Genomic DNA, 25,164 nt, shown 5'->3' on the forward strand with positions numbered 1-25,164 from the left:
AATGGCTGACGTACTTCATCACGATAGCCATGGGCATGACGATCATCATCATCACGATGACACTGATCTGACTACCTTTGGTTTCTGGACTTATTTGATGAGTGACTTGATCCTGTTCGGGACACTCTTCATTGCCTATGTAGTTTTACATACTCATGTTCCTGCTGGCACGCCAAGTCCAAAAGAGTTATTTAGTGAATCTTTAGGTTACGTTTTAATTGAAACCTTTGCGCTTTTGATTTCTTCAGTAACTTTCGGTTTTGCTGTACTTGCACGTTACAAAAATAACGTGAATGGGGTAATTACTTGGTTAATTATCACATGGTTATTTGGTGCAGCCTTCATCGGTATGGAAATCAATGAATTCCATCACCTTGTAGTTGAAGGTTACGGTCCAAGTCACAGTGCATTCTTATCTGCATTCTTTACTTTGGTTGGTACACACGGTATCCACGTGACTTCTGGTCTGGTTTGGATGATCGTTTTGATGTTCCAAATCAAAAAGAATGGTTTAACTTTACCGAATACACGTCGCCTTGCTTGCCTAAGCTTGTTCTGGCACTTCCTTGACATCGTTTGGATCTGTGTATTTAGTGTTGTTTACTTGATGGGAGTTATCTCATGAGTCATGATCATCATTCATCCGATGCATCTCATGGCAACATGAAGCAATATACCATTGGCTTTATTTTGTCTATCATTCTCACCATCATCCCATTCGGGATGGTGATGACTGGTGGCTTTGGTCGTGGCTTGTTGCTTGCAGTTGTTGGCATTACTGCGATTGTTCAGGTTCTTGTACAGTTGATGTTCTTCTTACATATGAACTCATCTGAAGAACAACGCTGGAACGTGATTGCTTTTATTTATACCATTCTAACCATCGCAATCTTGTTGATCGGGTCTGTTTGGGTAATGAACTATCTACATTTCAACATGATGATCTAAACTGGTTGTCATGCTGAAAAAATATATATTCCTGACCAAGCCAGGGATACTCTTCGGTAACTTCGTTACTACCCTGGGCGGCTTCTTCTTAGCCGCCCAAGGCTCTGTAGATATCCTATTACTTCTCCTCACACTTTTAGGTACAACGCTAGTTGTTGCCTCAGGTTGTGTTGTCAATAACTTCATTGACCAAGACATCGATGACAAAATGGAGCGCACACAAAACCGTGCTCTGGTAAAAAAAACCATCGAACCACAAGCTGCCCTAATTTTTGCAACAATTTTAGGTATTTCAGGTTTGAGCCTTTTATGGTTTTTTGTCAATGCGTATGCAACGGGCTTTGCAGTTCTTGGCTTTATTGTTTATGTGTGTTTATACAGTTTGTGGTCAAAACGAACTTCCATTCACCAAACTGTGATTGGCAGTATTTCGGGTGCCTGCCCTCCCGTGATTGGCTATACCGCTGTTGCACATGAGTTTGATGTTGCTGCTTTACTGGTCTTTTTAGCGTATGCAATTTGGCAAATGCCTCATTCTTGGGGAATTGCAATTTATCGCTTCGATGACTATAAACGTGCAGGAATTCCAATTTTGCCTGTTGCTCGCTCAATTTTTCGAACCAAAGTTGAATCTTTGATTTATGTGGTTTTATTTGCAGCGGTACTTAATGGCTTATATTGTTTTGGCTATACCAATGTCTTTTTTCTGATTACCTTTAATGCATTATGTGCCTATTGGTTGTACTTATCGATTATTGGTTTTAAAGCTAAAAATGATCAGGTTTGGGCAAAACGTTATTTCCTGTATTCGGTGATTTTAATTACCGCACTCAGCATTAGCTTTAGTTTTAGCTATCAATCTCCTGCTCCACATTTGCCACTTTTTTGATATAAGTTAGAGTGGGTTTCCACTCTATCTTTTGTCAGTCCACACGAATTACTTTCCTTCTAGTTTCTTATACAATACCCAACATTCTAATAATGAATGAAATATGGATTATAATATGGGTTTGTCTAAGCATTTTTCCCGCTCACATTTCTGAGTTTAGCAACAAGTTTGAGCTTTTCAACACATGCCAGCTTCGATGAAGGCTGTTTCTCACCAAGTATTCAAATCAATTCCAATAGTTATAATACCTGTAGCAATCTACCTGTTTTAGATCCTGCCAATGACAACAAAACCAATATGTATTTAATGTTGATTGATATGGGTTTTGCAAAAGCCAACCCCATCACCAATACAAACAAAATATGGCTGGCAGAATATGGGATTGTACCGTTTGACACCGAAACCTTTACAGGGCAAATCAGCAGCAGTATACCTAATCAGCGTCAGGCTATACCAAATCAACCCGAAGCGATTTATGATGAGAAACAAAACTCGATTACCCTAGGTGAAACCCAGTTTATTCAACAGGTTCAGGCATCCAAACAACTTTCAGCCACAGAAAAACAACAATTAATCACAGCCCGTCAAGCTATTCAAGCCAATCCTGAAACTGCCTTGGCATTCGTTACAATCGATCCCAAGTGGTCTCAGCCTGCACAGCAGTTTGCATCTTATCTGAATGCATCTATTGCCTTTTATAATAGTGATTACATTACTGCGGGGAAAATTTACACTGTCCTGAGTACAGTTAGTCAGCCTTGGATTAAAGAAACCTCACAATATATGCTGATTCGGGTAGCCATCAATCAGGCTTATCGAACTGGAACAGATACTTATGGTGACTTTGATGTTAGCAAAGTTGACCCAGTTTTAAGCAAAGCAATTTTTACTCGTATCAACGATTATTTGAAAACCTATCCTCTAGGCTTGTACCGTGCCAGTGCACGAGGTCTACTGCGTCGTGGATACTGGTTTTCAGGTCAAAACGATAAATTGGTACAGGAACTCATCTGGCAACTACGACACCCTAAAGATCCCAATTACAATCTTGATATTCGGATTTTACCTGATGAGTTAGATCGACAAGTTTTTTCGAATGAAAAACTCAATCCAGACAGCTTAGAAGATCCTTTCTTTTTAACTATTTATGACCTCATGCAAATGCGTAAACCGTCTGGGGAAAATAAACATCCAATTACATGGGCACAATTACAACAGCAACAAGCCTACTTTAAACAGCAACCTGAACTGTTCCAGTATTTACAGGCACTACATTTATTTTTTATTCAAAAACAATCTGCCCAAGCACTCAGCTACTTACCTAAAAATGATCCGAGCAAGATCAGCAGTTACCTGCAACTCAGCCAAGTTATGTTGAAAGGTCGTATTTTAGAAGCACAGCAACCTCAGGCCGCTTATTCATATTGGAATACCATGTTGGAACGCACCAGCAACAATTATCAATATGCGACACTTGAAAGTGCTTTAGCCATTAACATGCAGAAAAATAAAAACTATGCAGGATTTCTAGCCAAGGACAGTAAAATCAAACAACGTAATTTGCGTAAGATTTTTATTCAAAAAATTGCAGATCAAACCAGTTTGGAGCAGATGCTTGCATCCAAAGACACTAACGCAGATGAGCGCAATATTGCGCTAGACACCTTACTGCAAGAAGCAATTATGCAGCAGGACTACAACACCTTTATTCAAAATTTCAAATATGTCCCGAAAAATGCAGCCCAATACCAAGGCTACTCCAGCAAAAATGAAGACTATAAAGCTCAGCCACCACTTTCCATTTTTGTTTGGCAAGGTAAAAAAATTAGCCCTGAAATTCAGTGCAGTTCATTGATTGATACGGTTACGCAATTATCCAAAAATCCGAATGATCGACTAGCGAGTGTTTGTTTAGGTGAAGCAATTCGTGAGACAGGTAATTTTCTAGATACGTTTACAAATGAAAGCCATCCCGATATTTTGGGTGAAATTAAAAAACCTGTAAAAAGCCAGATTTTTTACCGTGGTACAACTTACCAAAAAATTATTCAAGAAGCTCAACCCAGTGAATTACAAGCCTATGCACTGTATCGTGCAATTCAATGTTATGCGCCAAGTGGAACCAATGAATGTGGCGATAAAGCAGTGAATAAAGCGACTCGTAAACAATGGTTTCAGAAACTTAAAACCCAATATCCAAACACGACTTGGGCAAAATCTTTAAAATATTACTGGTGATACTGTGCAACGTTTTTTTCAAACTGCGTGGATCATTTTACTGGGTTTAATCAGTTGTCCATTAGCTTATAGCCATGTCGATGCACAGCATTATCAGCAATTTTGGTTATGGGGCAATATTCAAACACGCCCCTATTTATCCAATGCGACCGAATTGTATATTTTGCAGGGTGAGGTTAAATTTTCACGGTCTGAGCAGCGCAGTCAACTGATTCCTCAAGGAATTGGTTTACGTACATTTCCTCGGCAGCAAAAAGTCTGGCTGGTATTTCGAGCCACTCATTTACAGTGGCAGACCGAAACCACAATGCAGATTATTCAGCGCCTACAGCAATGGAAAAATGCAGGTAATCAACTTATCGGACTGCAAATTGACTTTGATAGTGGTACACGTAATCTTGGATCATATGCTGACTTTCTTATACAACTTCGCCAAAAATTGCCTAAACCTTATCGTTTAAGTATTACGGGCTTACTGGACTGGACTAACCATCAAGATCCGCAAACGTTGAGTAAATTACAGCAAAGTGTCGATGAAATCGTACTGCAAAGCTATCAGGGGCAGCATACCATTGAAAACTATGCTCAATATGTTCAACGTTTAAAAATGTTACCTATTCCTTTTAAGCTCGGGCTGGTCGAACATGGTACATGGCAGCCACCTTCAGATTTAGAGTCAAATCCCAATTTCTTGGGCTATGTGGTTTTTCTGCTACCGAAAAAGTTTGACAAATAATGACGTTTTTTCTTGAGTTAAATGGGCTGATCTTATAAAATTCAGCCTTCGCAATTTGCGACTCAACTTTTAAAGTTGAGACTCCTTGCTTCTAAAAATTTATTTAGGGGCTGTCTAAACCGTAAGGAGCTGACAATGCGTCATTACGAAATCGTACTTTTAGTACACCCTGATCAAAGCGATCAAGTGGTTGGTATGGTAGAACGCTATATCTCTCACATCAAAGATGCTGAAGGTCAAATTCACCGCTTAGAAGATTGGGGCCGCCGCCAATTGGCTTACCCGATTAACAAAATTCATAAAGCACACTACATTTTAATGAATGTTGAATGTGGTCAAACGACTCTTGATGAATTAGAAGAATTGTTCCGTTATAACGATGCAATCATTCGTAACTTGATCATCCGTCGTGAACACGCAATTACTGAAGAGTCTTTGCTTGCTAAAAGTGCTGAAGAAAAACGTGCGCGTAAAGCTCAACGTGAAGAAGCACAGCAAGTTTCTCAAGAAGCTGCTGAATAAGGAGAACATCAATGGCACGTTTTTACCGTCGTCGCAAGTTCTGCCGCTTTACAGCTGAGAATGTTGCGTACATCGATTACAAAGATATCGACACTTTGAAACAGTACATCACTGAAAACGGCAAGATTGTTCCTAGCCGTATCACTGGTACTAAAGCTCGTTATCAACGTCAGTTAGCGCTTGCAATTAAACAAGCTCGCTATTTGTCTTTGATTCCGTACACTGACAACCATAAGTGAGGTGATCTGTGGACGTTATCTTATTACAACGCATTAAAAACCTTGGTAAATTAGGCGATAAAGTTTCTGTGAAAGCTGGTTACGGCCGTAACTTCCTTATCCCTCAAGGTAAAGCAGTTGCTGCGACTGAAGCAAACACAACTGCTTTTGAAGCTCGTCGTGCTGAACTTGAAAAACAAGAAGCTGAAGTATTAGGCGCAGCTCAAGCACGTGCTGACCAATTGAACGAAGTAAATATCGTTATCACTGCGAAAGCAGGCGATGAAGGTAAACTATTCGGTTCAATCGGTACTCGCGACATTGCAGACGCATTAACAAATGCTGGTCTTGTAGTGGATCGTGCTGAAGTTCGCTTACCAAATGGTGCGCTTCGTCATACTGGTGAATTCAACATCGCAATCCAATTGCATCATGATGTTGCTGCTGAAGTACTTGTTACTATCGTTTCTGAGTAATTTCAGTACCATTCCCAAAAAAAAGAGCATGCTTCTGCATGCTCTTTTTTTTCATCATAGTTTTTTCTGATTCATCTGTTCATTTATATTGTTATTAAGATTATGTAGTTTGTCACTTTTGTTTTAAGATAGATTCGCTAATCTTTTTGTTTTCCCCTGCTTTATTCAATTTAAGGTTATCTATGTCTCAGGCGAATGCCACAGTTGCACAACACTCTGTTTCTTCTGAAAATAAAAATACGGAGTCGTCAGGTCAACTCAAAGAATTTCGTACACCTCCACATAACTTGGCAATTGAACAGGCTGTTTTAGCCGCATTAATGACTGTTGCCGAATCTTTTGAACAAGTCAGTGATGTACTCAATGAAAATGATTTTTATGCAACTCGGCATAAATATATTTTTCGCGCCATTGAAAAACTGGCACAAGAAAACTCGCCTTACGATGCAGTATTAGTCAATGACTGGTTATTTAAACAAAACCTGCTTGATGCAATTGGTGGCGAAGACTACCTCATGCAACTCATGTCAGACTCACCTGCAAGTTTCTATAATTTAGAAACCTATGCCATTAAAATTCGTGAATTTGCTACCCTGCGCAGTATGATTAAAGCCAGCAATGAAATTTTGCTGAATGCGTATAACACCAACGGACGCAGTGTTTCTGAAATTCTTGATTTAGCAGAAACAAATATTTTTTCGATTGCTGAACAGCACAATAACAATAAGAAAAATTCAGGCCCTCAACCGATTACGGCTGTGGTCTCTGACGTATTCAATAAACTCAGTGAATTATCGCAACTTGAAGGTAATATCACAGGTTTGACCACAGGATTTGTTGAACTAGACAACAAGACCTCAGGGATGCAAGGCGGCGACATGATTATTGTTGCAGCACGTCCATCCATGGGGAAAACCACTTTTGCCATGAATCTGGTTGAAAGTGTGCTGTTTAACTGTGATCTGCCAGCACTGGTTTTTTCAATGGAAATGCCCGCCGATTCGATTGCCATGCGTTTAATCTCATCGTTTGGTAAAGTCCACCAAGGACATTTGCGTTCAGGCAAACTTGATAGTGATGAATGGTCTAAAGTTACAGGCACAATTTTACAACTTCAAGAAAAGCACCTTTATATTGACGATTCCTCTGCACTTCCACCCACAGAATTACGCGCCCGTGCTCGCCGTGTTGCCAAGCAACATGGGGGCAAACTCGGTTGTATCATGGTTGACTATTTGCAATTGATGAAAGTACCGGGTATGGGGGATAACCGTGTTGGTGAGATTGGTGAGATTTCCCGAAGTCTAAAAGCTTTAGCAAAAGAAATGAACTGCCCTGTTATTGCACTATCACAGCTCAACCGAAGTTTGGAAAACCGACCAAACAAACGCCCAGTGATGTCAGACTTGCGTGAATCTGGTGCGATTGAACAAGATGCGGATTTAATCATGTTTATTTACCGCGATGAAGTTTACAACAAAGAGTCCAAAGAAGCTGGCACTGCAGAAATTATTATCGGTAAGCAACGTAATGGTCCTATTGGAACAGTACGACTGGCTTTTGAAGGACAATACACTCGTTTTAGTAATCTCTCTCCCGAGTACTATAACCAATTTGATGACGAAGAATAATCTCTTAAGGAGTCCGAAAGTGCGTCAAGCTACAGTTACTATCAACCGCGAAGCACTACAGCATAACTTGAACAGAGTGAAACAGCTCGCGCCAAATTCCAAGGTCGTCAGTATGGTCAAAGCCAATGCCTATGGTCATGGACTAGAAAACTGTTTGTCTGCACTTACACAATCAGATTCTTTTGGAGTTGCTTGCTTAGATGAAGCAATTGAAATTCGTCAATTGGGTTTTAATCAGTTGGTTACCTTAATTGAAGGTGTTTTTAGTGAAGATGAAATGCAAATTGCCATCGATAATAAATTCGAATGCATGCTGCACCATCAGCAACAACTTGACTGGATTCGTAAATATAAAAACCAATATCAGGCAAAAGGCTTAAAAGTCTGGGTCAAACTCAATAGTGGTATGAACCGTTTAGGCTTTAAAGTCCCTGAAATTATTGACATCATCAATACATTGAAAGCTGAAGGTTTTGAATGTGTCTTGGCAATGCACTTCGCTAACGCCGATGCTGATGACCACCCAATGAACGAACAGCAAAAACAACAATTTTTACAAGTACGTGAAGCCTGTGCACCTGTCTTAAGTTCTTGCTGTAACTCAGCTGCGATCATGAAATGGCCAGAGCTGCACTTTGATTATGTGCGTCCAGGCATCATGTTATACGGTGCAACACCGTTTGATCACCGCCCTGTCGCAGAACTTGGACTTCAACCAGTCATGACTTTTAGCGCAGGCATTATGGCTTTAAATAAAATTCATGCAGGCGAAAAAGTGGGATACGGCTCAACTTTCGTTGCACACAAAGATATGGAAATTGCCATTGTCTCAATTGGTTATGGTGATGGCTATCCACGTGCATACATTGAGCAAAACTATGTTGTTGTAAATGGTCAAACCGTTCCTTTAGTTGGTCGTGTCAGTATGGACATGATGGCAATTGATGTCACAGGTTTAAATGTCAGCATTGATACTCCTGTTGAACTTTGGGGGACACAGCGCCTAGTCGATGATGTTGCCAAAGCAAATGGAACTATTGGTTATGAATTACTTTGCCGTTTAAGTAAACGTCCTACACGCCAAGTGATTTAATCAAAAAAAAGAAAGCCAAGTTGAACTTGGCTTTCTTTTTTTTATATTGGTTTTAGTACCGATCATACTCAGTTCATTTAAATTACTGGCACATCATTACTATTCATTTATCGCTTAAATTCTTCAGCACATCCTATATAGAACCTGTTGCCGTGATATCAGATCTCACTCAAAAAAACCAGCTTCTTACCCAGATAAATAAATATTAAAGCAAATAATCGTCACTTGGTTTTGGTATCTCATGCAACCCGCGACGCAAGGTTTCAGACCATTGCGTGCTAATTTGATGAAAATAAGCATCTTCGCTGGTAATGCGTTTACCCTGTGGAATTTTAAGGCTATCCACCTGATAAACCAATAAATCGAGCGGCATACCAACCGATACATTGGAACGCAAGGTTGAATCAAAAGAAATTAGACTGCAACGTATGGCCTCATCCAGTGGCATATCATAGGTCAATGCTCGATCTAAAATCGGCTTACCATATTTACTTTCACCAATTTGAAAAAACGGCGTATCTTTGGTGGCACAAATAAAATTGCCTTGGGGGTAAATATTGTAAAGTTGCAGTTCATCATCCCCTATTTGCCCTCCCACCAGCAAACTACAGTAATAATTACTTTGCTCTTGTGTATCTTCAGTCACATCCTGAATTACTTTACGCAAGGTGCGCCCAACCAACTGCGCAACTTCAAACATCGTATTAAGGGTATATAAATTGGGTTCTTGTTTTAAGGCAATCTGGTTGCGTAAATAGCCAATGACTGCCTGAGTAGTCGCAAGATTACCTGCTGTTTGGATTGCAATAAAACGCTCCTGATGCACGCCAAATGTATATAACTTACGGAACACCGAAATCTGATCAACACCAGCATTAGTACGAGTATCGCTAATAAATACCAACCCATCCTTTAAACGTAAAGCACAACAATAGGTCATTAATACTTCCCTTCGTTTTAAACTAGCATGGCAAAACCTGTACGATTGAACGCATCGTTTCTACGCCGCCACGCTCACGCACCCCCCGTATGGGAGCAACATCATAATAATCTCGACCAATTGCAACATAAATATGCGAATGTGGGGTAAAGATTTGATTACTGATATCAAAACAATACCATGTTTGATCTAAATAAACCTCAGCCCAAGCATGACTTGCCAAGTGCAGCATATCTGGCGCATATAAATAACCCGAAACATAACGTGCAGGGATACCTAAAGCACGACACATGGCAATAAATACATGGCTATGATCCTGACAAACACCGCCTTGCTGATGCGCGTTAAAAACCTCTGTTGCAGGGGTATGAACTTCTGTGGCCTGCGAGCAGTATGGAATGTGCTGCAAAATTGCAGCTGCCAGCAACTGCAACTGCTCGCGAGTTTTATATGTGACATATTCATGAGCAAATGCCAGCATCTCGCGATTGCATTCGGTCATACTAGTTGACTGCAAAAAAATACTCGGATGAATGGCACAACTTTGTACTGCAACTTCACATTTTTGATCAATTTCTACAATACCCTGCGCCATAATTGTTAGCTGCTGGTAATCGTAATGCTGAGAACTGGTCACCCACAGATTACTAAAAGCATCCTTTTGGGTGCTATATTGTCCAGGAATGCTTAAATCCCATGAATGTACCTGTTGATGCCCTCCGCTTTGTGGCATCATTTTAATATATTGAATGCTATTACGTGCTGCCTCTGAATACTGATAATGCGTTTGATGATTCACCATTAATCTCATGTGACAACTCCAAACATCTGCTGTAAGTGAGCATTTAATCGGTTAAATGTACTCAAATCAGGCTGAACTTTAAATTTCTGCCAAACTTGAACATAATCATCCCAACCATAATCACTCAAGGCATTTGCAAGAATATCCAGCTTTTCAAGGCTGTCATGACACTCCTGTTGTGTCCGCAACGCCTGATCGAGCTTCTCAATATATTTGCCTAAACTAAAAAACAAGAAAATATCTTGAGACTCAGCTTCCAGAACTGCCTCAACATCAGTGATAATCTGACAAATCGCAACCGCATTACTCTTAGCAGATTTAAACATCGCATTGAGTTCAGCGTAGCTTTGCACTGATAAAATACCTCTCAATGCCTGCACATTGTCATAGGCAACTTTAAACTGCTGGCTAAATGAATAAGTCTGTTCAGAATCAAATAATAACGCTGTTAGTGATGCAGCATCATAGGCTGGTAAGTACAAAGCAGAAATCAACTGTTTGGCCTGTTCATCATCTTGCAAGGGCAAATGTTGACACAGAAACTGAATCCGCGCCAAATAACGACCTAGCCAAAAGATATTGTATGCATTTGAAGTCAGCAATAACATATGTCTCTCCTTATGCATGCAATGTTTCAATAACCCAAGTATCTTTAATACCACCACCTTGCGAAGAATTTACCACCAGTGAACCCTCTTTCATGGCAACACGGGTTAAGCCCCCTGGCACAATTTCGGTGCGCTGCGGTGAACTCAAGATAAACGGACGCAAGTCTATATGACGCTCAGCAATACCACTGTCCGTTAATGTTGGCGCAACTGATAAATCTAGAGTCGGTTGCGCAATATACAAATGCGGATATGCAATAACTTTTTGTTTAAATTCAGCAATTTGCTTTTCTGTTGCCTGTGGACCAATCAACATGCCATAACCACCAGAGCCTTGAGCTTCTTTCACGACAAGGTCATGCATATTTTCAATCACATACTCCAAATCATGACGATCACGACACTGATAAGTTGGTACATTTTTTAAAATAGGTTGTTCATTGAGATAATATTCAATCATTTTATCGACATACGGATAAATTGATTTGTCATCAGCAACGCCTGTGCCTGGCGCATTGGCAATAATCACATTCTGTTTCAAATACGCTGACATCAATCCAGCAACACCTAAACAACTGTCTGGGCGGAAACTCAAAGGGTCTAAAAAGGCATCATCCAAACGGCGATAAATCACATCAACTCGTTGCTTCCCACGAATGGTTTTGGCATAGACCATATCATTTTCAACAAACAAATCTTGCCCAGTAACCAAAGGCACATCCATTTCCCGAGCCAAAAATGCATGCTCATAATAAGCACTATTAAAACGCCCTGGCGTAAGAACCACGACTGTTGGTCGATCAACTAAAGCATTTTCTTCTAAAATAGCGCGCAAAAGTTGTGGGTATTGCTCAATTTCATATAATTTACTTTTCTGGCACAAATCAGGCATCAGTTCTTTACTGATTTTGCGACTTTCCAGCATGTAAGATACGCCTGACGGTGTACGTAAATTATCTTCTAGAACAAAAAATTCGCCCGAACGATCCCGAATAATATCGATCCCACTAATTTGTGAATAGATTTTTCCTTTGAGTTTAAAATTCATCATTTGTGGCTGAAATGCTTCATGACTCAAGATTTGAGTCTCAGGAATAATGCCATTTTTTAAAATTTCCTGACGGTTATAAATATCATCAAGAAAATGATTTAAAGCATTCACACGCTGCAAACATCCTGTAGAAATTTTATCCCATTGTTTTTTTGCAATCACTCTTGGAATCAAATCGTAGGGAATTGTGCGCTCTGTTCCTTCTGCATCGCCATATACGGTAAATGTAATCCCATGATAAAGAAAAAATTCTTTCGCTTCCTGATTTAAAATTTTCAAATCTGCAAGGCTACGTTCAAATAACCATTTTTCAATATTCTGACAAGCTTCTGCTGACATGTGACGATCATCAAGCATTTCATTAAAGAACTTCGAATGAAGCTGCTGAAACAAATTTTTATCTTGCTGGCTTCTCTGCTGAACATGCTGTGGTTCTACGTGACTATAGCCTACACCTGTAACAACATTTTCTATCATATTTAAAGGCTCTTTATTATCTTTTAGCATATCAACCTCTCATCTTTATAAGACTTATATTTAAACTAGCAAAATTAATGCCATATCAACATAACAGCTTTTTAATTCAATTTTTTGTATCGTTTAAGATTTATTATTGATATCTCACCGACAAAAAGCTAGTGTATAGTAAGTTTTCGTTTCGAGTTGTTTTTTAAATTATTTACAGCTCAAAGCAACCTCATTCATTTAATCATTCAGTACCTTAACTCATCCATGTCTGCACAAGAAAAAGAAACCTCAAATAGCCTGCATCGACAATGGCAAATTTTATCGTGTCTGACCACAGGAAAATGGACAGGTACACGTCAATTACAAGAAATTTTGCAGCGTGAAGGGATTGATATTAGCTTACGAACCATTCAACGTGACCTCAACCAGTTAGCACAACGCTTTCCTATTGAAAGTAATAAAGAAGTGCCTCAAGGCTGGCGTTGGCGTTCAGATGCTCCTATTCAAAGTCTGCCACATATGACCAGTTCACAAGCTGTGACATTTATGATGGTTGAAGAGCACTTAAAGCACCTGCTTCCACCCAGTTTAATCAATGAAATGATGCCATGGTTCGATCTGGCACGGCGAAGCCTATCAACTCAAAATAATGTCCGACAATGGATTAATCGGGTACGAATTGTGCCTGCAAGCCAGCCACTCATTCCACCTTTGATTGATCAACAAGCCCAACAGGTTATTTATGAAGGCTTATTGCAGGACAAACAAATTGAATGTGTGTATCAAGGGCGCGAACGTGAAGAAAAAACCTATTTGCTCAACCCATTAGGTCTGGTACAAAAAGGTGCGATTATTTATCTGATTTGTACTCGACATGATCGGCAGGATATTCAGACTTTTGCTTTGCACCGTTTTAAGTCAGCCAGCTTATCGAATCACCGTGCCATGCATCCTGTCGATTTCAATATTGATCAATATATTGAGTCTGGCGCTTTGGGATTCCGAATTGATCTGAACAAGCCCACCGAACTAGTACAACTACAGCTCACCATGCATGAAACAGATGCAAAAACATTCTATGAATCACAACTCAGTAAAGATCAGAGCATTCAACATTTAGATCATCAACTGGTCTTGATTCAAGCAACTGTTCCATTAACTTCACAGCTAATCTGGTGGTTACGCAGCTTTGGGAAAAAAATTCGGCATATTGAACCCGCTGAAGTTTCAGCTTATGTTAATGAGGTAATTTAGGGGTTGTATCCGTCTCATCATCCTCATCACCTTGTTCTATAAATGCGTAACGTTGCAGCTCTAATTGGTCTAACTGTTTAGCAATTGGCTCTTCTAAAAAATCATCCAGTAGCTGTTTCACAATGGCTTCAACATCATCACCTTCTTGCAAGATGCCTGTACCTTCGTCCTCATGTACTTCGCCATTTACAGTCATATAACGGCGCTGTAATTTACCTTCATGATATTGCTCAAAAAAATAGCTATTCGCCAAAGAAAATAAAACAAACTGAATAATATCCTCTTTCACGTCTGACACATCATAAGACTGACCTGCATGATAAATAATCAGGCAACCCACAGCGTTACAATAGACATCTATCGTATTTTCATCACGTTCTAAATCACAGGCTTCAGCAAAGCTAATATCCCCCTGAAACTCTAGCTCAGCTCCAAATAATTCTTCTAAATCATATTGAGAGGTAATGACTTTTTTGACAATGCATCCCGCAATATTCATTCCCATAAAATCACCTTAAAATTTTTATAAATTAATATCGTAAGCATACTTGATTTTTGAAAAGACCACTATTTTTTGTCCAATGATAATAACTGAATTATCAATGAAATAGCCTCATTTCATCATCGTATACACCCTCTTTATTTTTCTCGCTGAGCAAAATTGAAATATATTTCAATGTAGCCTAAAGGAATAAAATGGGCTGATGACACAAGCCTAATATGCTACACAATATAAGGGGCAGATAACAATTGGAATCTTGCGACATCTAAAAATACCTGCTTGCTGACTCAAAATCAGCATCCAATATTGAGTCTGGCTTTTAAAAATACTCAATACCATAAAAAATAAATAGGTTATTTAAAATAAATCTCAAAAAATAAGCCTATTTCTCATTTCTAAGAATAGGCTCGTCTGATCTGGTATATCTTATTGTTATTTTTCTTTATTTTTATTTAGGAAGGACAATACTCACTCAGCACATAAACTGAAGCACGCTAATTCACCACGGTTGTATCGGATATGTTTGAAGGTCATGGCTTTTTCTCATTGTTAACTCCATGTACTCACTATACGAAGATTTCTACAACATGAGAAATAAATAGATTGCATGAGCTTCTAAGAGAAAATGCTTAATTCTTTTTACGCTAAGCTTTTTATTGGACATAAAAAAGCCCAATAGCTTTGGATAACTATTGGGCTTTAGATTTTTGTTCAATTAAGCCGATTTACGCATCGCATTATTTTTACGGATGGTAATCATAATTAACTGAACAGCAGCAGGCGTAACACCTGGAATACGAGTCGCTTGCGCCAAAGTATCTGGGCGAACAGTTTTTAGCTTCTGGGTAATTTCACGCGACAAGCCAGACACCACATCATAGTCAAAATCGACTGGAATTTTGGTTTCTTCCAAACGTTTTAGCTGAGCGACATCTTCATGCTGACGGTTGATATAACCCTCATATTTCACTGCAATCTCGATTTGCTCACCAACCTGTTGCGATACTTCAGAGCCAGTCAATTCCGCAATTTGCTCAAAGCTGATATTCGGGCGTTTTAATAGATCAATCGCACTACATTCTTTGCTTAAATCTGCACCTGTCATTTCAACGAACTTTTTACCCATCGGGTTATTTGGCGCAGCCCACAAATGTTGTAAGCGTGAGGTTTCTTGCTCAACTGCTTCCATTTTTTCACAGTAAGCAGCCCAACGTGTGTCATCCACCAAACCAAGCTCACGACCAATAGCAGTTAAACGCTGATCGGCATTGTCTTCACGTAACATCAAGCGATATTCGGCACGAGAGGTAAACATACGGTAAGGCTCTTTAGTCCCCAACGTAATTAAATCGTCAACCAATACACCCATATACGCTTGATCACGTTTTGGTGTCCACTCTTCTTGTTCCCATGCACGGCGAGCAGCATTTAAGCCTGCAAGTAAACCTTGAGCACCCGCTTCTTCATAACCTGTCGTACCATTGATTTGACCTGCAAAATACAAACCATTAATCGCTTTGGTTTCAAGGGTAAATTTCAAGCCTTGTGGATTGAAGTAATCATATTCAATCGCATAGCCTGGACGCAAAATGTGCGCATTTTCCATACCACGAATAGAGCGCACCAAAGCAAACTGCACGTCAAATGGTAGAGAAGTCGAAATCCCGTTTGGATACAACTCATGTGTATCTAAACCTTCAGGCTCTAAAAAGACCTGATGCGAATCTTTATCGGCAAAACGATGAATCTTGTCTTCAATCGATGGGCAATAACGTGGACCAACACCTTCAATCACGCCTGTATACATTGGTGACCGGTCTAAACCGCCACGAATAATGTCATGGGTTTTTTCATTGGTATGCGTAATATAGCAATTGACTTGCTCTGGGTGCATGGCAGCATCACCCATAAATGACATCACTGGCGATGGAAAATCACCTGGTTGTGGCGTCATCACAGAAAAATCGACACTGCGTGCATCAATACGAGGCGGTGTACCTGTTTTTAAACGTCCAACGGGTAATTTTAATTCACGCAAGCGATGTGCAAGTGCAATAGATGGTGGATCACCTGCACGACCACCACTCGATTTCTCTAATCCAACGTGGATCACACCACCCAAGAATGTACCTGTAGTTAATACAACGGTTTTTGCATCAAAACGAATGCCCATTTGGGTCACAACGCCTTTAATGGTATCACCTTCTACAATCAGGTCGTCAGCAGCTTGTTGAAAAATATCTAAATTGGCTTGATTTTCCAGAGTTTCACGAATCGCAGCTTTATAGCGGACACGGTCAGCTTGCGCACGGGTAGCACGAACAGCAGCTCCTTTACGTGAATTCAGGATACGAAACTGAATACCGCCTTTATCGGCAGCCAGTGCCATTGCACCACCAAGTGCATCAATTTCGCGCACTAAATGCGACTTACCGATCCCACCAATTGCAGGATTACAGCTCATCTGCCCTAAAGTCTCAATATTATGAGTTAATAGTAATGTCTGTCTCCCCATACGTGCAGCAGCAAGTGCTGCCTCTGTACCAGCATGACCACCACCAATAACGATGACATCGTAAACTTTAGGATAATGCATAATCTTTGTGTCAGAACTAAAAAAAAGACAGAACATTATAGCAAAAAACAGGAAAAAAATACCAAAAACTTATGCTTTCACCAGCGATCACAATGCTATATAGCAATAGGCATACACAAGGGTTGTAATGCTTGTACATTTATCATAAATGTTCACAAACTTATGCATCTTGTTACGAAATAAACAAAGACAAAAATTGATTATTTTTTATACTAATAATCGGCTTTAAAACAATATCAATTAGGAAGGTCAACATATGAATAAAAACGTCTTCGCAACCGCAGTGTGTTTAGGCTTGTCACTTGGTTATATGTCTCTCGCTCAAGCCAATGACAAAGTTGAAAAAATCTATAACACACAAACCATACAACACGTCTGTAAAGGCAAACATGCAGGTGATGCTGTTTCATTTGCAGCAAGAGGAATTTTATGGAATGGGACTTGCGAGACCCAATTTATTCCAATGCACAGCAAGATGATTCAGGGCAATGAAAATGAGCTGTATGACGCTTGTCAAAGTGATCCTCATACCAAAATGGTGACAATCAATGGCCACGAAGTGAAAGGAAAATGTGCGCTGGCTTTTACCCCACCTCGACCAAAACAGTAATTCAATTTTTTGAGGTTATCGATACCACATGGCCTAGAAAAATTTATCATGATTCAGATTAGGCTTCTTTTTATCATTATTTATATCTTTGTTGAATTTCTCATATATACAGAGAAATTCAACATTGAAGTCATTTCAATGTAACGTAAAAGAAATACAATAAACTAATGAAAGAAGCCTATTATTTAAATAAAACTTTAAAATAGCCACTACAATGTAGTGTAGTAATTTTTTTATGCCAACAAATCATTAGAATATTATTAAGTTAGATTAATATCGAATTATCTTAAAATAAATAAATTTGGCAAGTTTTATGCATATAAAAATACGAAAATTAATTTTAAAAACTGCAATTCCTATTAAAACAATCAGATTCATTTCCTATTCCCGACTATTTCACTCACATTTTGATTGTAAAATTACGAGCAATTTAGTCAGATTTTATTAGTTTAATAAATAAACTAATTTATACCAAAACAACATTTTAAATTATTGATTTTAATCAATTAAATAAAAACAAATCAATATTTGTTTTTTATTGTTTATTTTTTATTTTTTTTATTCAATAATAATCAATATAGAGATTTTAATAGGCTTATTAACATGAGCTTAGAAACGAATAAATTCGATAAACGGCTAGTAAAAGAAATCATCATTATTTTGGTGATTAAATTTGCTCTTCTAATGCTAATCAAAAATATTTGGTTTGATTCCCCGACTTTTCCCAAAAACTTTGACAATCAAGTTGCCGAGCGTATTGCTGGCAGTCCACCCCCAATTAAGGAGACACGTTGATGATTTCTGAAAGCGTGGTCGATCTTTCGCGGTTGCAATTTGCAATGACCGCGTTATATCACTTTTTATTTGTTCCATTAACTCTAGGTATGTCTTTTCTTCTTGCCATTATGGAAACAGCTTATGTTGTTTCTGGCAAAGAAATCTATAAAGACATGACCAAGTTTTGGGGCAAGCTCTTCGGTATTAACTTTGCGTTAGGCGTTACTACAGGCCTAACCATGGAGTTCCAGTTTGGTACAAACTGGGCATATTATTCGCACTATGTAGGTGACATTTTTGGTGCACCACTGGCGATCGAAGGCTTAATGGCGTTCTTTCTTGAATCAACATTTATTGGTTTATTCTTCTTCGGATGGGAACGACTTTCTCGTGTTCAACACCTGAGTGTAACTTGGTTAGTTGCTCTTGGCTCTAACTTATCTGCGCTTTGGATTCTGATTGCGAATGGCTGGATGCAGCACCCTGTTGGTGCAGCATTCAATTTTGAAACCATGCGTATGGAATTGACTGATTTTGGTGCATTACTGTTTAACCCTGTTGCTCAAGTGAAATTTGTTCATACCGTTTCTTCAGGTTATGTCACAGGTTCTATCTTTGTATTAGCCATTTCAAGCTATTACTTACTAAAAAAACGTGATTTAGCATTTGCTCGTCGTTCTTTTGCAATTGCTGCGATCTTTGGTCTTGCTTCAACATTCTGCGTTATTTTGCTTGGTGATGAATCAGGTTATGAAATTGGTGACGTACAAAAAACCAAATTGGCTGCTATCGAAGCCGAATGGAACACTGAACCTGCTCCAGCAAGCTTTACCCTGTTTGGTATTCCAAATCAGCAAGAAATGCGTACTGACTATGCCATCAAAATCCCATATGTATTGGGTCTGATTGCAACACGTTCTACGACAGGACAAGTCACAGGGATTAAAGATCTCATGACTCAACATGAAGCTCGTATTCGTAATGGTATGGTTGCATACGGTCAGCTTGAAAAACTTCGTGCTGGTGATCGTACACCTGCGTTACTTAGCGCATTTAAAGACAGCCAAAAAGATTTAGGTTATGGCCTACTTCTTAAAAAATATACACCAAATGTTACTAACGCGACTGATGACCAAATCAAGTCTGCAGTTAAAGACAGTATTCCAAATGTAAAAGCTTTATTCTTTACTTTCCGTGCGATGGTTGTATCAGGTGCATTAATGCTACTGTTATTCCTTCTTTCAGCATGGTCTGTAGCACAACGTAATTTTGAACAAAAACCATGGTTACTTAAATTCGCGCTATATTCATTGCCATTACCTTGGGTTGCTACTCAAACTGGCTGGTATGTTGCAGAAGGTGGTCGTCAACCATGGACTATCGGCGAAGTATTACCAACCCACTTGTCTGCTTCTAGTTTAAGTACAGGAGATCTAGCGGGTTCTATCTTTGCACTGGTTGCTTTCTATACTGTTCTATTGATTATAGAAATGTACCTGATGATCAAATTTGCTCGCCTTGGTCCAAGCTCGTTGCATACTGGCAAATATCATTTTGAAAAATCAGACACACATCACCAATCTGCTGTTGGGGAGGCTCAATCATGATTGAATATGAATTACTCAAAATCATTTGGTGGGTTCTTGTTGGTGTCTTATTAATTGGCTTTGCTCTAACCGACGGTTTTGACATGGGTTCCATGGCAATCATGCCTTTTGTTGGTAAAACTGATAACGAACGACGTGCTGCAATCAACACGATTGCACCGCACTGGGACGGCAACCAAGTTTGGTTTATCACTGCAGGTGGCGCCCTATTTGCTGCATGGCCAATGGTGTATGCCGTTGCCTTCTCTGGGATGTACTGGGCGCTATTGTTGGTTCTATTCGCCCTCTTCCTTCGCCCTGTTGGATTTGACTATCGCTCTAAGCTAGAAAATACCAAATGGCGTACTTCATGGGACTGGGGTCTATGTATCGGTGGTGCTGTTCCAGCATTAGTGTTTGGTGTTGCATTTGGTAACTTATTCCAAGGCGTACCATTTCACTTCGATGACACACTTCGTTCTGAATACACAGGTAGCTTCTTTGCCTTACTCAACCCATTTGCATTAGTGTGCGGTATTGTCAGCTTGTCAATGCTTTCAGCACATGGCGGTGCATGGTTAATGCTTCGTACCGATGGCGTATTACGTCAACGCTCTGCGAAAGCAACTCAAATCATGGGTATCGTATTCTTGGTATGCTTCTTGGCAGCAGGTGCTTGGTTGTATTTCGGTCACATGCCTGGTTATAGCTTAGCAACTCCACTTAACACCAATGCTGCAATTAACCCTCTAACCAAACATGTTGTAACCAATACAAATCCTGGCTGGATGAATAACTATTCAACTTATCCAATCACTATGGTTGCACCTGTTCTTGCTATTTTGGGTGGTCTATTAACGATTGTTGGTGGTGGTTCAAATAAAGCAGGTCTAAGCTTTACAGGTACAAGTTTAAGCATTGTCGGTGCAATTTTAACTGCTGGCTTTGCCTTGTTCCCATTCTTGCTTCCATCTAGTATTGATCCAACTTCAAGCTTAACCATGTGGGATGCAGTTTCAAGTCATAAAACACTCGGTGTAATGACTGTTGCAGCGTGTATTTTCGTTCCAATCATCCTAATATATACAACATGGTGTTATTACAAAATGTGGGGCGTGATTACCAATAAACACATTGAAACTCACTCACATAGTCTGTACTAATAGGAGAATAGAATATGTGGTATTTTGCGTGGATTCTCGGAATTTTAATGGCATGTTTCGCAAGTGTACTTAGTGCGCTATACACTGAACATCATCAAAATCTAGACGAGGAATAAGACAATGGCTGAAGCAATGACAACACCAAAGAAAAGTGCAGCAGAGATTTTCATGATGATTGTTTCTTTTATGCTGGCATTGCCTTTGGCTGGAATCTTATTGGTCTACCCTTCTTTAATGCTTGATGCAAATGGACACTATAATCACAGTGTGCTCATGCTCGTCATGTTAGGCATTTCAGGTGGATTCATTTATGGTGTGGGTTTTATACCGCGTTGGTGGTTATGGAAATGGTTATTTAGCCCTGTAGTCGCATGGCCACTGATGGCAGTTGGTTATTACCTCTGGCTTGGCTAAAAAATCTGCACCAATAAAAAAACCAGCAAATGCTGGTTTTTTTATTGGCTAGATTAAAACTTAGTTAAAAGCTTTAAAACGTGCTGCGTCATCCATAAAAGTTTTGTCGCCAGCAGGTGCTTCAATTGAACCAAATACCAACTGAGCGCGAAGTTTCCAGTTTGCAGGTACCGCAAAAGTTTCTGCTGTTTCAGCATCAATAATTGGGTTGTAATGCTGTAGTGATGCACCAACACCTTGTTCAGCCAATGCAGTCCATACTGCAAATTGAGCAATACCAGAAGAATGTTCAGACCAAACAGGGAAATTGTCTGCATAAGCAGCAAATTGTTCTTGTAGACCTTTCACCACATCTTGATCTTCATAAAACAAAACCGTACCTTTACCTGCTGCAAAGCTGTTGATTTTATTATTGGTTGCTTCAAATGCTGCTTCTGGCACAATTTTACGTAGAGTTTCACGCACAATTTCCCAGAATTTAACATGTGATGCATCAAACAAAATCACTGCACGAGATGTTTGTGAATTAAATGCAGATGGACTAAGACGAATTGCTTGTTTAATTAATGCTTCAAGTTCGGTATTTGATAAAGCAACTTGGTTACCAATTGCATAAATTGTACGGCGTTTTTCAATTTGATCGATAAAAGACATGCTGTAACTCCTGATTGTCACAATTTTAATAAAATGCAATGACTGTAATTTTAATGTTTTATATCTGCGGGAAAAGCAGGCTTATCTAAACACTGTGTCCTATTTTTAGAATAAAATGAATAATATCTCAAGCTATTAGAGATTTTTTATATGTTGTAGATTCCTGCAGCGTGAACCATGTTGAAGTATTTCTAGGCAAGAATCATAAAATTTAGTGATTTTCGTACATCGTTGTGAACGGGAAAATATTCAAAATAACCGAATTGAGAAGGATGATGGCTAAACTTCATTAAAATCAGGCAATGGGAATTCCATTGCCTGATTTCATACCTTACTGAAACCGCTTTTCACTGATAACGCAAATTATAAATAAAGCGTCAACAGAGCAGCTCCATATAGATTTTATTTTTCTGTTTCAAAAAGTGCAGCAACAAATGATTTCGCTGAAAATGGGCGTAAATCATCAATTTTTTCACCAACACCAATAAATCGAATTGGCACATGAGTACGGCTTGCAATATTAAATAACACCCCGCCTTTGGCTGTACCATCAAGTTTTGTAATGGTAATTCCTGTTAGCCCAACTGCCTGATCAAATTCTTGCACCTGATTAATTGCATTTTGTCCTGTGCCTGCATCAACAACCAGCATAATTTCATGTGGTGCAGTGGCGTCAATTTTTTGCATGACGCGTTTAACTTTTTTCAGCTCTTCCATCAAGTTGCTTTTATTGTGTAAGCGCCCTGCCGTATCAGCAATCAATACATCAATACCTTTAGCACGTGCACTTTCGAAAGCATCAAAAATAACCGACGCACTATCTGCACCATGCCCCTGAGCAACCACAGAAATATTGTTACGCTCACCCCAAATTTGCAATTGTTCAGTTGCAGCCGCACGGAAGGTATCACCCGCAGCCAACATGACTTTTTTACCTTCACCTTGTAACCGCTTGGCTAATTTTCCAATGGTAGTGGTTTTTCCTACACCATTTACCCCAACCATTAGAATGACAAACGGGCGCTTATTGGTATCGATATGCAAGGGTTTTACACGCGGTGCTAACAGTGCAACCAGCTCTTCCTGAAGCGCTTTATATAAAGCGTGAGAATAAATGAGGTCACCACGTGCGGTACGTTCGGTTAAATTTGCAATAATGGTTTTAGTTGCTTCAACGCCAATATCCGCAATCAATAATTGCTCTTCAACTTCTTCTAAAAGCTCATCATCAATTTCTTTACCACCAATCAGAATATTCACCATACCATCGGTAAAATTTTTCCGAGTTTTGGTTAAGCCTTCTTTCATACGGCTAAAGAAACCACCTGCTTTAGGCTTTTCTTGTGCGTCAGTTTCAGTCACTTCGGGTGCTGAACTTTGAGTTAAATTTACAACTTGCTCAGCTTTTTTTTCTACAATTGGAACTTCAACAGCAGGTAAACTTGGCAAAGTGACATCATCATCACCAATCTCTGCATCAATCAAAAATTTGTTTTGCCCATGTGTTTGTTCTTGCATGCTGATCCCTTGAAAAACATTGCATTAAAAAGAATAAGTTTAACATAAGTTATTGCTATTCTACCGCTTGAGCCCGCTTAAAATCTCGGCAGAGTATCATTTGTATTGAGTGCAGGATAACGCATTGTTTTAGTTTTCTCATATTGATAAGCACGTATCACTTGAAAGTACTGCCACTGAGTCAAATGAGGTTGTTGTAGCAGCTGAATTGCAAAATGCTGAGTTTTAGGATACTGTGCCGAGCGAGCCAAGTTTTCAACTACATCATATTGATGACTCTGAATTGGGCAAATTGAAAGAAAATATACAAAAACAATCACCGACAGTGCGATGCACCCGAGTAAAAAATGCGAAAAATATTGAACAGATATTTTAATTCTGCTTCTAAATGATATTGCGATAGTATCTATAGCTTTAAGCATGACCAACCTCTATGAATTATTAGTTTAAGTTGATCATCCCTAGAGTACAATAGACTTCTTTCATTAATCTATTTTCCTTTTCTCTATGGAAAAAATATAAAAGGATATAAATCATGGTGAAAGAAGTCTCATCATTTATGTTTAGTTCATATTAAACATTTAATGAACTATGTATTAACCTGTTACATGGCGCACAAAAGCAAAATATAAAATCACTGCAATCATCAACATAATCACAATTAATAAAAATACATTGACGCCCTCTTCAGCATGTGGAGGATGCAATGGATCATCAACCGCCAAACGACGCAATTCATGATTATATATTCTATAAAATTCGAGGCGTTTTTCAGCAGGCAATTGACGAGTAAAGTCCGCTATTTTGACACGATGTGCAATTCCTAGCTCACCAATATGCTGGTCTTTGTGATAAATGGCCTCGCCTAACTGATCGTGATGTAGTAAAGCAAGTGCTTTAATTTTCGCCTGGTCTAAAGGCACGTCAAACTCTAAACCATCTATTATTGTTAGGGTCATTATTTACTCTCCTTGTTATACTTTTATATTTCTATATTAATAAAAAATATTTCTGTTTAATGTTTAATCATGTAACCTTGAAAGAATAGAAATTGCCTTCATATTGAGATTGACTTAATATATGAACTGTAATATTAGTTAAATGTAGATATGTTAATTTAAATTAGACTTCAGTAAATAAGTCGATTGTAATCATAATTAAAATAAGGAGCTATATATGATTAAACAACTCTCTCAACAAGACCTAGAGCATGTGTACGCAAATGCAGTTAACACAATCCAGTCACAAATGAATTTTTGTGATGCTGTGACAGATCTAGAAAATGTCGCACACGCAGGTCATGGCAAAGCTGCATTATTCTTGGCAGAACTTTACACCCAAGGATTCCGCGTAGAACGAGATAGCCTGAAAGCCTTATACTGGCAAAAACTGGCAACTATGAAAGCTTAAAAAAACGTCACTTAGGTGGCGTTTTTTTGTGCCTGTTATTTATGACTTATACATAATTTT

At 39.0% G+C, this 25,164-nt stretch carries 28 protein-coding genes; 18 read left to right on the plus strand and 10 right to left on the minus strand.

The genetic code is table 11. The features are described from left to right. Position 1: 1 nt before the first annotated feature. The 10 genes from cyoC to alr all read left to right on the plus strand — a co-directional run bounded on the left by cyoC (position 2) and on the right by alr (position 8,751). A complete protein-coding gene (gene cyoC, locus F975_RS10470; RefSeq protein ID WP_004753066.1) occupies positions 2–625 on the plus strand; it encodes a cytochrome o ubiquinol oxidase subunit III in 624 nt (207 codons plus the stop codon). Continuing rightward, complete coding sequence (gene cyoD, locus F975_RS10475; RefSeq protein WP_004753069.1) at positions 622–948, plus strand: cytochrome o ubiquinol oxidase subunit IV; 327 nt, start codon at positions 622–624, stop codon at positions 946–948. Before cyoC ends, cyoD begins: the two co-directional genes overlap by 4 nt. Before the next feature lie 10 nt (positions 949–958). Further along, positions 959–1,837 (plus strand): heme o synthase, encoded by an 879-nt coding sequence (gene cyoE, locus F975_RS10480; protein ID WP_004753071.1) that lies wholly within the window; start codon positions 959–961, stop codon positions 1,835–1,837. Between the two features lie 168 nt (positions 1,838–2,005). Next, a complete protein-coding gene (locus tag F975_RS10485; protein ID WP_004753073.1) occupies positions 2,006–4,075 on the plus strand; it encodes a PA5441 family protein in 2,070 nt (689 codons plus the stop codon). 4 nt (positions 4,076–4,079) lie between these two features. Beyond that, positions 4,080–4,811 (plus strand): DUF3142 domain-containing protein, encoded by a 732-nt coding sequence (locus tag F975_RS10490; protein WP_004753075.1) that lies wholly within the window; start codon positions 4,080–4,082, stop codon positions 4,809–4,811. A gap of 135 nt (positions 4,812–4,946) precedes the next feature. Then, positions 4,947–5,333, plus strand: coding sequence for a 30S ribosomal protein S6 (gene rpsF, locus F975_RS10495; RefSeq protein WP_004753077.1), 387 nt, complete (start codon positions 4,947–4,949; stop codon positions 5,331–5,333). An 11-nt stretch (positions 5,334–5,344) separates the two neighbouring features. Then, on the plus strand, positions 5,345–5,572 hold the full coding sequence (gene rpsR / locus F975_RS10500; protein WP_000090661.1) for a 30S ribosomal protein S18: 228 nt from the start codon (positions 5,345–5,347) through the stop codon (positions 5,570–5,572). Between the two features lie 8 nt (positions 5,573–5,580). Beyond that, positions 5,581–6,027, plus strand: coding sequence for a 50S ribosomal protein L9 (rplI, locus tag F975_RS10505; RefSeq protein ID WP_004753079.1), 447 nt, complete (start codon positions 5,581–5,583; stop codon positions 6,025–6,027). 182 nt (positions 6,028–6,209) lie between these two features. Beyond that, positions 6,210–7,658 carry a replicative DNA helicase gene (gene dnaB / locus F975_RS10510; RefSeq protein ID WP_004753081.1) on the plus strand — a complete coding sequence of 483 codons (1,449 nt, stop codon included), beginning with the start codon at positions 6,210–6,212 and terminating at the stop codon, positions 7,656–7,658. Further along, the gene (gene alr, locus F975_RS10515) at positions 7,645–8,751 is read left to right on the plus strand and encodes an alanine racemase (protein ID WP_228127420.1); all 1,107 of its coding nucleotides are present in this window, start codon (positions 7,645–7,647) and stop codon (positions 8,749–8,751) included. The genes dnaB and alr overlap by 14 nt, the downstream gene beginning before the upstream one ends. Before the next feature lie 205 nt (positions 8,752–8,956). On the opposite strand, the gene F975_RS10520 is transcribed toward alr, so the two are convergent. From F975_RS10520 to F975_RS10535, 4 genes are read right to left on the minus strand one after another with little or no spacing between them, the layout of a single operon-like run. Next, entirely contained in the window at positions 8,957–9,691 is a 735-nt protein-coding gene (locus F975_RS10520; RefSeq protein WP_004753084.1) for a proteasome-type protease, read from the minus strand. A 22-nt stretch (positions 9,692–9,713) separates the two neighbouring features. After that, the gene (locus tag F975_RS10525; RefSeq protein WP_004753085.1) at positions 9,714–10,502 is read right to left on the minus strand and encodes a transglutaminase family protein; all 789 of its coding nucleotides are present in this window, start codon (positions 10,500–10,502) and stop codon (positions 9,714–9,716) included. Next, the gene (locus tag F975_RS10530) at positions 10,499–11,101 is read right to left on the minus strand and encodes an alpha-E domain-containing protein (protein WP_004753088.1); all 603 of its coding nucleotides are present in this window, start codon (positions 11,099–11,101) and stop codon (positions 10,499–10,501) included. Before F975_RS10530 ends, F975_RS10525 begins: the two co-directional genes overlap by 4 nt. A gap of 10 nt (positions 11,102–11,111) precedes the next feature. Then, positions 11,112–12,659, minus strand: coding sequence for a circularly permuted type 2 ATP-grasp protein (locus tag F975_RS10535; RefSeq protein WP_004753090.1), 1,548 nt, complete (start codon positions 12,657–12,659; stop codon positions 11,112–11,114). A gap of 225 nt (positions 12,660–12,884) precedes the next feature. Between F975_RS10535 and F975_RS10540 the strand changes: the two genes are divergently transcribed. Continuing rightward, a complete protein-coding gene (locus F975_RS10540; RefSeq protein ID WP_004753093.1) occupies positions 12,885–13,874 on the plus strand; it encodes a helix-turn-helix transcriptional regulator in 990 nt (329 codons plus the stop codon). Here the strand turns inward: F975_RS10540 and F975_RS10545 are convergent. Both F975_RS10545 and mnmG read right to left on the minus strand, forming a co-directional pair. Continuing rightward, positions 13,858–14,379: a hypothetical protein gene (locus F975_RS10545; RefSeq protein WP_004753096.1), complete on the minus strand. Its 522-nt coding sequence runs from the start codon at positions 14,377–14,379 to the stop codon at positions 13,858–13,860. The genes F975_RS10540 and F975_RS10545 overlap by 17 nt on opposite strands. Positions 14,380–15,091: 712 nt before the next feature. Further along, a complete protein-coding gene (gene mnmG / locus F975_RS10550) occupies positions 15,092–16,972 on the minus strand; it encodes a tRNA uridine-5-carboxymethylaminomethyl(34) synthesis enzyme MnmG (RefSeq protein WP_004753098.1) in 1,881 nt (626 codons plus the stop codon). A gap of 256 nt (positions 16,973–17,228) precedes the next feature. Here mnmG and F975_RS10555 point away from each other — a divergent pair, with 256 nt between their 5' ends. From F975_RS10555 to F975_RS10580, 6 genes are all read left to right on the plus strand, one after another. Beyond that, the gene (locus F975_RS10555) at positions 17,229–17,582 is read left to right on the plus strand and encodes a hypothetical protein (RefSeq protein ID WP_004753099.1); all 354 of its coding nucleotides are present in this window, start codon (positions 17,229–17,231) and stop codon (positions 17,580–17,582) included. 603 nt (positions 17,583–18,185) lie between these two features. Continuing rightward, positions 18,186–18,377, plus strand: coding sequence for a cytochrome oxidase putative small subunit CydP (gene cydP, locus F975_RS10560; RefSeq protein ID WP_004753102.1), 192 nt, complete (start codon positions 18,186–18,188; stop codon positions 18,375–18,377). Continuing rightward, entirely contained in the window at positions 18,377–19,966 is a 1,590-nt protein-coding gene (locus tag F975_RS10565) for a cytochrome ubiquinol oxidase subunit I (protein ID WP_004753103.1), read from the plus strand. The genes cydP and F975_RS10565 overlap by 1 nt, the downstream gene beginning before the upstream one ends. Beyond that, positions 19,963–21,108 (plus strand): cytochrome d ubiquinol oxidase subunit II, encoded by a 1,146-nt coding sequence (gene cydB, locus F975_RS10570; RefSeq protein WP_004753105.1) that lies wholly within the window; start codon positions 19,963–19,965, stop codon positions 21,106–21,108. Before F975_RS10565 ends, cydB begins: the two co-directional genes overlap by 4 nt. 14 nt (positions 21,109–21,122) lie before the next feature. Further along, positions 21,123–21,224 carry a cytochrome bd-I oxidase subunit CydX gene (cydX, locus tag F975_RS15525; RefSeq protein ID WP_004753106.1) on the plus strand — a complete coding sequence of 34 codons (102 nt, stop codon included), beginning with the start codon at positions 21,123–21,125 and terminating at the stop codon, positions 21,222–21,224. Positions 21,225–21,228: 4 nt separating this feature from the next. Beyond that, the gene (locus F975_RS10580; RefSeq protein ID WP_004753109.1) at positions 21,229–21,522 is read left to right on the plus strand and encodes a cyd operon YbgE family protein; all 294 of its coding nucleotides are present in this window, start codon (positions 21,229–21,231) and stop codon (positions 21,520–21,522) included. 60 nt (positions 21,523–21,582) lie between these two features. Here the strand turns inward: F975_RS10580 and F975_RS10585 are convergent, their stop codons facing one another. The 4 genes from F975_RS10585 to F975_RS10600 form a co-directional block, all read right to left on the minus strand. Further along, positions 21,583–22,176 carry a nitroreductase family protein gene (locus F975_RS10585; RefSeq protein ID WP_004753111.1) on the minus strand — a complete coding sequence of 198 codons (594 nt, stop codon included), beginning with the start codon at positions 22,174–22,176 and terminating at the stop codon, positions 21,583–21,585. Between the two features lie 402 nt (positions 22,177–22,578). Continuing rightward, positions 22,579–23,694 carry a signal recognition particle-docking protein FtsY gene (gene ftsY, locus F975_RS10590; protein WP_004753113.1) on the minus strand — a complete coding sequence of 372 codons (1,116 nt, stop codon included), beginning with the start codon at positions 23,692–23,694 and terminating at the stop codon, positions 22,579–22,581. 77 nt (positions 23,695–23,771) lie between these two features. Continuing rightward, positions 23,772–24,116, minus strand: a complete 345-nt coding sequence (locus F975_RS10595; RefSeq protein ID WP_004753116.1) for a hypothetical protein — start codon at positions 24,114–24,116, stop codon at positions 23,772–23,774. Between the two features lie 174 nt (positions 24,117–24,290). Then, positions 24,291–24,653, minus strand: coding sequence for a hypothetical protein (locus F975_RS10600; protein WP_004753118.1), 363 nt, complete (start codon positions 24,651–24,653; stop codon positions 24,291–24,293). 217 nt (positions 24,654–24,870) lie between these two features. Between F975_RS10600 and F975_RS10605 the strand changes: the two genes are divergently transcribed. Next, a complete protein-coding gene (locus tag F975_RS10605; protein ID WP_004753120.1) occupies positions 24,871–25,104 on the plus strand; it encodes a hypothetical protein in 234 nt (77 codons plus the stop codon). Positions 25,105–25,164 lie beyond the last annotated feature (60 nt).

Origin of the sequence: Acinetobacter brisouisimilis (assembly GCF_000368265.1) — a bacterium.
Taxonomy (GTDB): domain Bacteria; phylum Pseudomonadota; class Gammaproteobacteria; order Pseudomonadales; family Moraxellaceae; genus Acinetobacter.